Below are 7,910 nucleotides of genomic sequence, written 5' to 3'. Positions count from 1 at the left end.
CAGCGTCCGGCGATGGGCAGGTCGTCGAAGTTCCCGAACTGCCTGACGATGTCGGGGTCGCCGGAGTTGTCGTTGCGGTTCTTCAGGTAGAACGTGCGATTCCCGGGCCGGTAGACGCCGATGGTGTCGTAGGGGTCGCCGTCCCAGTTGCCCACCACTGGAAGGTCGCCGTTGTTCCCGAAGTGGAACGCGCCGTCCGCGTCTCCGGAGTTGTCGTTGCGATTCTTGAGATAGAAGGTCCGGTTGTCGGGCCGGTAGACGCCGATGGTGTCGTACTGGTCGCCGTCCCAGTTCCCCGCGATCGGGATGTCGCCTTCGCTCCCGAACCTGAAGGCGCCGTCGGCCTCCCCTGAGTTGTCGTTGCGGTTCTTGAGGTAGAACGTCTGATTGCTCGGGCGGTACACGGCGATGGTGTCGTACCCGTCGCCGTCCCAGTCGCCTACGAGCGGGATGTCGCCCTTGTTGCCGAACCTGAAGGCACCGTCCGCGTTCCCTGAGGTGTTCGAGTTCTTCAGGTAGAACGTCTGGTTGTCCTCTTTGTACACGCCGATCGAGTCGACGCCGTCGCGGTTCCAGTCCCCGGCCAACGGCACCATGCCGGCATCGCCGAGCCTCGCCGAACCGCCCCCGGGGAAGTAGAACGTCCCGTTCTCGGGCCGGTACAGACCGATCTGGTCGACAGCGCTCGCCCGCGCGGCGGCGATGAGGGTTCTGGCCTTCGCCTCGGCCTGGTCGTACCGTTCGGGGTGCGCCGAGCGCTGCACCATCTGCGCGATCTGGCCGGCGGTGCACGAGGCGCACTGCCGGTCGGCCGCGATGGCGCCGTCGAAGAACTTGTTCGACGCGTACGTGACGTTCATGATCTGCGCGGGGGTGCCCCATCCCTGGCTGGGGCGCTGCTGGAAGACGCCGAGCGAGTCGCTGTCGCCGCAGGGCAGGTTGTTCATGTGGGATTCGATCCAGCCGGCCTCGAAGCCGGCCAGCAGCACGCGGTCCGAGACCTGGCGGCTCGCGGCGACCTGGTAGACGGTCGCGATCACCGCGGGATCGTGTCCTGAAGGGACGGTGCACAGGACACCGACGTCCTGTGTGGATTCTGCGGTCGCCGGAGGGGCCGAGACCGCCATGGCGGCCACTGCGGCCGCCACGATGAGGAGCCATCGTCTGGTGTGGGTGAGTCGTCGAATCATCGAGGTTTCCTCGCTTGCAAGGGGACGCCGGCACTCCCACTGGAGCTCAATCGGTGAGGTGACTCACACGAGCCGGTCGAGATGCGACGCTAACGACGCACTGCGTCAAGACAGCCTCAAACCAGCGTCAGCCCATGCCGCTGGGCAATGGAAGGCTGCAATCCCGATGGACACCGGCCGTGCGGACGCAGACCCGCCGGTGGCGACCACGTCGGCGGGGGCGACCTCGACGCATCAGATCTGCTGCCGTTGGCGGTCCGGCGATGTGCCTGGTCGGCGTCGCCCTGCAGACACCAGGCATCGGTGACGGCGACGGCTGGCGCCCCGGGCTCACACCGGCGCTGTCTCGATCCGCAGATGCGCTCGGCAAGGTCTCAGGTGCGCGAGGTGGAGGTCCGCAGGTCGGTGGGCGAGAGACCGGTGGACTCTTTGACCTTGCGGGAGAAGTGGAAGCTGGTCTTGAACCCGCAGCGGGTCGCGATCGATCCGACGGTGAGTCCGGTGGAGGTCAGCAGTTCGACGCCGAGTGAGATGCGCCGGTCCCAGAGGTACTGGACCGGGGTGGTGTCCATGTGGGAGCGGAACATCCGGACCAGGTGGGCCGGGGTGACCGAGGCGGCTCTGGCGATGTCGGTGAGCGTCACCGGCCGGTCGAGGTGGTCGTGGATGAACAGGCGGGCGGTCTCGATCGAGGCCGGCAGTGCGGCGGGCAGGTTCCTGAACTCGGCGATGAACCGCCACAGCAGCGCGGTCGCGAGCGCGTCCACGAGGGCGCCGTCGGCGGTGAGCCTGGTCTGCTCGGTGGTGACGGCCTCGCGGGCGAGGTAGGTCAGGGCCGAGGAGAGGGTCCTGTTGGGCCGCAGTGCTTCGAGCCAGGCGCGCATCTGGTCGGTCGCCTGCTCCATGCGGCCGCGCACGAGCGTCTCGTGGGTGTCGACGTCGCCGTCGAAGCGGATCTCCTCGGTGTGCCCGGGCAGGAGCAGGCAGATCTCTCCGGCCGCGACCTGGCGCGGAGGGCCGCCGTCGAGGCGCAGGCGCATCGAACCGGCGTGGATGAGCATGAGCTGGATCTCCTGCCGGCGGCGCGGGCCGATGCGGGACCCGGCGGGCTGCACGAGCTGCCTCGCAGTCGCGTCGGCGACGCGGAGTCGGCGGGCCTGAGCATCAAACTGGGACACAGATCAGTCTATTACAGCCATGTCGGCAGAGGTCGAATCCTGGTGTCATGACTCCATGCGTGAAACTGAGACACAACTCCTCGTGGTCGGGGGCGGCGTGGGCGGCGTCCTGGCCGCCGTCACCGCCGCCGGTCGCGGCATCCGGACGACGCTCACCGAGCCGACCGACTGGCTCGGCGGCGTGCTCACCACGCAGGGGGTGCCGCCGGACGAGCACGTGTGGATCGAGCGGTTCGGGTGCACGGCGACCTACCGGGCCTACCGGGAGGCCGTGCGCGCGTACTACCGCAGGCACTACCCGCTGACCGAGGCCGCGGCGGCGCGGCGGGCGTTCAATCCCGGCGGCGCGAAGGTCTCCGACCTGTGCCACGAGCCGCGGGTGACCCTCGCGGTCATCGAGGCCATGGTGGCGCCGCTGCGCGCCTCAGGGCTGCTGCGCGTCCTCATGGAGCACGAGCCGGTCGGTGCCGAGACCGACGGCGACCGCATCACGGCGGTGACGGTACGCGACCGGCGGACCGGCGAGACCACGGCGATCGCGGCGCAGTGGGTGGTCGACGCGAGCGAGACCGGGGAGCTGCTGCCCCTCGCCGGCGTCGAGTACGTCACCGGCGCCGAGGCACGCGGCGAGACCGGGGAGCCGCACGCGCCCGAGGTCGCCGACCCGATGAACATGCAGCCGGTGTCGGTGTGCTTCGCGCTCGACCACAGGCCCGGCGAGGACCACGTCGTCGACCGGCCCGACGGATACGACCGGTTCAAGGCGGCGCGGGCCCTCGACTGGCCCCACGGCCAGCTGTCGCTGACCGCGCCGCACCCGAAGACCAGGCAGCCCGTCCAGCACATGTTCGTGCCCGACCCCGAGGGCGACCCGGCGCTCATCCGGCCCGACTACGACGACCGGCGGGTCGGGTCGATGGACCGGAACCTGTGGACGTTCCGGCGGATCGCGGCACGGGCGAACTTCCGGCCCGGGACCTACCCGGGCGACCTCACCCTCGTCAACTGGCCGCAGATCGACTACTGGGGCGGGCCGGTGTTCGACCACCCCGACGCCGCCGCGCACGAGCGGGCGGCGCGGGAGTTGAGCCGGTCGTTCCTGTACTGGCTCCAGACCGAGGTGCCGCGACCCGACGGCGGCACCGGCTGGCCCGGGCTGCGCCTGCGCGGCGACGTCCTCGGCGACAGCGCCGACGGCCTGGCGAAGGCGCCCTACATCAGGGAGTCGCGGCGCCTCCGCGCCGAGCACACCATCGTGGAGCAGGAGCTGTCGCTCGCGGTGCGCGGCGAGGCCGGCGCGGTCGCCCACCCCGACAGCGTCGGGGTGGGCATGTACCGGATCGACCTGCACCCCTCCACCGGCGGCGACCCGTACATCGACATCGGCTGCTGCCCGTTCGAGCTGCCGCTGGGTGCGCTGATCCCGGTCCGCGTCGAGAACCTCCTGGCCGGCGCGAAGAACATCGGCACCACGCACATCACCAACGGCGCCTATCGGATGCCGCTGGTGGAGTGGAACATCGGCGAGGTCGCCGGCCACCTCGCGGCGTTCTGCACCGAGCGCAAGACCTCGCCGCGGCAGGTCCGGGCCAGCGAGGCGCTGCTGGCGGAATTCCACCGCGAACTCGACGACGCCGGCATCGAGCGGCACTGGCCGCGGATCGCCGGCTACTGAACCACGCCGGCCCCTCAACAGGATCATCAAAGGAGATGACGTCATGGGCACACCCAGAAGCATGATCGCGGCGCTTGCCGCCGCGACGGCACTGCTCGCGAGCACCGCCGGATGCGGTTCCGGCACCGACGACTCCGGCGAGGTGGTCATCACCTGCGCCACCTGCCAGGAGAGCCCGACCGACCCGTTCCTCCAGTACAACCACGAAGCGGCGCAGCGGTTCAACGACGCCTACGCCGGCACCTACCGGATCGAGACGATCGACAACCCGAACGCCGGGTCGAGCGACGACCGGCTCCAGTACTACCAGCGCCTGGCGCTCGCCGGAGACCTGCCGGACCTGTTCCAGCTCAACTCCGGTGAGATCAAGGCGCTCCAGGAGACCGGCAGGCTCCACGACTTCGCGCCCGCCCTCGACGGCGACGAGGCGTGGGCCGCGACCTTCCACGAGGAGGCGTTCGACGCGCTGGAGGGAACCGGCGGGCAGGTCTGGGCCATCCCGCAGCAGCACGACGCCATCGGGATCTACTACAACACCGCGCTCCTCGAAGCGGCCGGGTACGACGCGTTCCCGACCACCTGGGACGCGTTCGAGGACCTTGCGGCCGCGCTCGAGGCGCAGGGGCTGATCGCGATCGCGATGGACGGCGACTGGGCCACCAAACTCATGTGGGCCAACCTGATCGGCACCCAGGACGGCGGCACGGCGTTCCTGACCGAGGACATCCTCGACAGCGGCGACTGAGGGGAGGATCCCGCTGTCGTCCGAGCGACCGAGCGGTTGCGCGACTGGCACCTCGAAGGATGGGTGAACGCGGACGCGTTCTCCGGGGACTTCCAGAACGCCGCCGCCCCCTACCTGACCGAAGAGGCGGCGATGGTCGCCAACGGGCCGTGGTTCGTCAGCACCAACCTGCGCACCGACGCGGCCGCACCGGGCCTGTACGAGCACACCGGGTACGCGCCCGCACCCGGCTGGACCGAGGGCGAGCGGGGCTCGGTCGTCGTCTCCGGCGCCGGATGGGTCTCCGGGGCCGCCGACGAGCGCGAAGCCGAAGCGGTCGAGGCGTTCGTCAAGTTCATGACCTCCGAAGCGGAGGTGCTGACCCAGGCGGAGCAGACCGGCGCGAACCCACCGGTGCAGGTCGCACCCGAAGCCGCCGCGGCAGCCGACCTGGAGCCGCTGTCGACCGGTCTCGCCGCGGAGGCCGCAGACCTGACCTACCGCTACCCGCACGCTCGGGTGCTCGGCCCGGCGGGCCTCGACTCGGCCTGGAAGAACCTCTGGCCCGCATACGTGGAGGGCGACATGACGACCGACGAGTTCCTCCAGCGTCTGACCGACGACTCCAGCGCGGACGGGCTCTAGACGCACATGAGCACCGTCACCTCGCACAGGCTCACGCGCCGGGCCGCCGGCCCGGGCAGGCGGCCCGCCCGTGCCGCGGCCGGGACACCCGTCCCCCGAGGCATGCGCGGACCGGTCGCCCTCTCCCTCCTGCCCGGGCTCGTCCTGTTCGGGACGTTCTTCCTCGTGCCGTTCGCCGTCCTCGCGGTCACCGCGTTCGCCGAGTGGGGCGGCCTGGACTTCACGTGGACCGGCGCCGAGAACTACCGGAGGATGTTCACCGACCCGGTGTTCTTCAAGGCGTTCGGCAACACGCTGTTCTACGCCGCGGCCTCGGTGCTCGTCCAGGTCCCGCTCGGCATCGCCGTGGGCATGGTCCTCGCACTGCGCCCGCGCGGATGGAAGGCGCTGCGCACGATCATCTTCGTGCCGTTCGTGATCTCCGGCGCGGCGTACGCCCTGATCTTCTCCATGTTCTACAACCCGCGCTCAGGGCTGCTCAACAACGTCCTCGGCGCGCTGGGAATGCCGGGCGCGCGGGACTGGCTCTTCGAGACCGCGACCGCACGATGGGCCGTCGCGGGGACCTTCGTGTTCATCATCGGGTTCGTCGTGGTGCTCGTGATGGCGGAGATCGCCTCGATCCCGCGCGAGCTCTACGAAGCGGCGTCGGTCGACGGCGCGACGACCTGGCAGCAGCTCACGCGGATCACCCTGCCGCTGCTGCGCAACGTCATCGGCACGGCGATCCTCATCAGGCTGCTGGTCGACATCGGCATGTTCGACCTGGTGTTCATCCTGACCGCCGGCGGACCCGACGACGCGACCGCGACACTCGCGCTCTACGCCTACCGCGCCTATGTGGCCGGACAATGGGGCTACGCGAACGCCATCGGATCGATCATCATCCTCATCGGACTGGTACTGATCCTGACCGTCCGCCGAGCCTTCAGGATCGGGGAGCGGACACTGTGACGGCGATGGCGAGCACGAAGCGGCCGGCGTGGGCGAACGCGCTGATCCACACCTTTCTCGGAGCCGCGGCCCTGCTGTCGCTCGCGCCGACGGTGTGGGTGATGGTCTCGAGCTTCAAGACCGGCAACCAGATCTTCACCGGGGACGGGTTTTGGCCGGCGCCGTTCACCCTGCAGGGCTTCGTCGACGTGTTCACGCAGATCCGACTCCACGACTACCTGCTCAACACCCTCCTCTACGCGGGGCTGGGGACCCTCGGCGCCCTGTCGGCGGGATTCCTGGCCGCCTACCCGCTGGCGAGGTTCGCCTTCCTCGGGCGCAACGCACTCGTGGCCCTGTTCTCGCTCGCCCTCGCGCTGCCGTTGGTGGGGATGGCCACGCCGGTGTTCTTCGTGGTGCGAGAACTGGGGATGTTCGACTCGCGGGCGGGCATGGTGGTCCTCTACGCCGCACTCCAGTTCCCGTTCACGTTCGTGGTGCTCCGGTCGTTCCTCATCTCGACGCCGCGCGAATTGGAGGAGGCGGCGATGATCGACGGCGCCGGCTACTTCACGACCCTGTTCCGAGTGGTCCTCCCGCTGGCGCGCCCGGCCCTGGCGACCGCGGGGGTGGTGGCGTTCGTGAACATATGGAACGAGTTCTTCTTCGCCAACCTCCTGCTGATGTCGCGGGAGAACCAGAACGTCCAGCTCGCGCTCGCGGGGTTCAAGTCCCAGTTCGGATTCAACGTCACCGGCGCCGTCGCCGGGGCGACGCTCGTGATGCTGGTCCCCATCGCCATCTTCCTGATCCTCCAGCGCCAAGTCATCTCCGGCCTCACCGCCGGCGCGGTGAAATAGCGACCCGCAACCGGCATCGTGAAGTGACATCGGGCGGGGCATCCGGAAACGGGCGCCCCGCCCTCGCGCTGCTCGATGTGCCTCATCGCTGACACCTGAACTGCGGGTTGTAGCCGTGAGGGTGAACGGTGCAAAGAAACTTGGATCCGGACCCATCCGCGGCCACCCTGGTGCCGAATCTCAGACATGGCCGGGCGCCGAGCGCGTCTGTGGCCGATACCCGATCTGAGAGGCAATGAAGATGCGCAATCGACTCCTGACCCGCACCGGAGCGCTCGCCGTGGCCGCCGGCTTCGCGATCGCGCTGTCGGCGTGCGGATCCGACGACTCCGGCAGCGAGGACGCCTCCGACGACGCCATGGCGACCGAGGAGACGATGGAGGAGACCACCGAGGAGATGACGCCGGCTGGGGAGTTCGGTGCGGCGTGCTCGGCGGTCCCGGCCGACGGGGAGGGCTCCTTCACCGGCATGGCCGACGACCCGGTCGCCACCGCCGCGTCCAACAACCCGGTCCTGTCCACGCTCGTCACCGCGGTGGGCGAGGCCGACCTGGTCGACACGCTCAACTCGGCCGAGGACATCACCGTCTTCGCGCCCACCAACGACGCCTTCGCCAAGATCCCCGAGGCCGACCTCAACGCCGTCCTCGCCGACCAGGAGACGCTCACCAGCATCCTCACCTACCACGTCGTGCCCGGCCAGCT

The 7,910-nt window shown here is 69.6% G+C and carries 6 protein-coding genes and 1 pseudogene; 5 read left to right on the top strand and 2 right to left on the bottom strand.

Going from position 1 to position 7,910, the window contains the following annotated elements; all coding sequences use genetic code 11:
• Together BLS99_RS25395 and BLS99_RS25390 are read right to left on the bottom strand one after the other, a co-directional pair.
• A partial coding sequence (locus BLS99_RS25395; protein ID WP_143034955.1) for a hypothetical protein occupies positions 1 to 1,190 on the bottom strand: 1,190 nt, incomplete at its 3' end.
• A gap of 374 nt (positions 1,191 to 1,564) precedes the next feature.
• Complete coding sequence (locus tag BLS99_RS25390; protein ID WP_091054538.1) at positions 1,565 to 2,368, bottom strand: helix-turn-helix transcriptional regulator; 804 nt, start codon at positions 2,366 to 2,368, stop codon at positions 1,565 to 1,567.
• Positions 2,369 to 2,423: 55 nt separating this feature from the next.
• Between BLS99_RS25390 and BLS99_RS25385 the strand changes: the two genes are divergently transcribed.
• The 5 genes and pseudogenes from BLS99_RS25385 to BLS99_RS27555 form a co-directional block, all read left to right on the top strand.
• A complete protein-coding gene (locus tag BLS99_RS25385; protein WP_091054537.1) occupies positions 2,424 to 4,043 on the top strand; it encodes an FAD-dependent oxidoreductase in 1,620 nt (539 codons plus the stop codon).
• A 43-nt stretch (positions 4,044 to 4,086) separates the two neighbouring features.
• A pseudogene (locus tag BLS99_RS27240) lies at positions 4,087 to 5,412 on the top strand (ABC transporter substrate-binding protein).
• Positions 5,413 to 5,514: 102 nt separating this feature from the next.
• Complete coding sequence (locus BLS99_RS25370) at positions 5,515 to 6,366, top strand: carbohydrate ABC transporter permease (protein WP_176953539.1); 852 nt, start codon at positions 5,515 to 5,517, stop codon at positions 6,364 to 6,366.
• A gap of 5 nt (positions 6,367 to 6,371) precedes the next feature.
• Positions 6,372 to 7,205: a carbohydrate ABC transporter permease gene (locus tag BLS99_RS25365; protein WP_176953538.1), complete on the top strand. Its 834-nt coding sequence runs from the start codon at positions 6,372 to 6,374 to the stop codon at positions 7,203 to 7,205.
• Positions 7,206 to 7,446: 241 nt separating this feature from the next.
• Positions 7,447 to 7,910, top strand: a 464-nt coding sequence (locus tag BLS99_RS27555) for a fasciclin domain-containing protein (RefSeq protein ID WP_091054539.1), incomplete at its 3' end; no start/stop codon positions are given.

The organism is Glycomyces sambucus (assembly GCF_900102815.1).
Lineage (GTDB): Bacteria > Actinomycetota > Actinomycetes > Mycobacteriales > Micromonosporaceae > Glycomyces > Glycomyces sambucus.
This window is presented reverse-complemented; position numbering and strand designations above follow the sequence as displayed.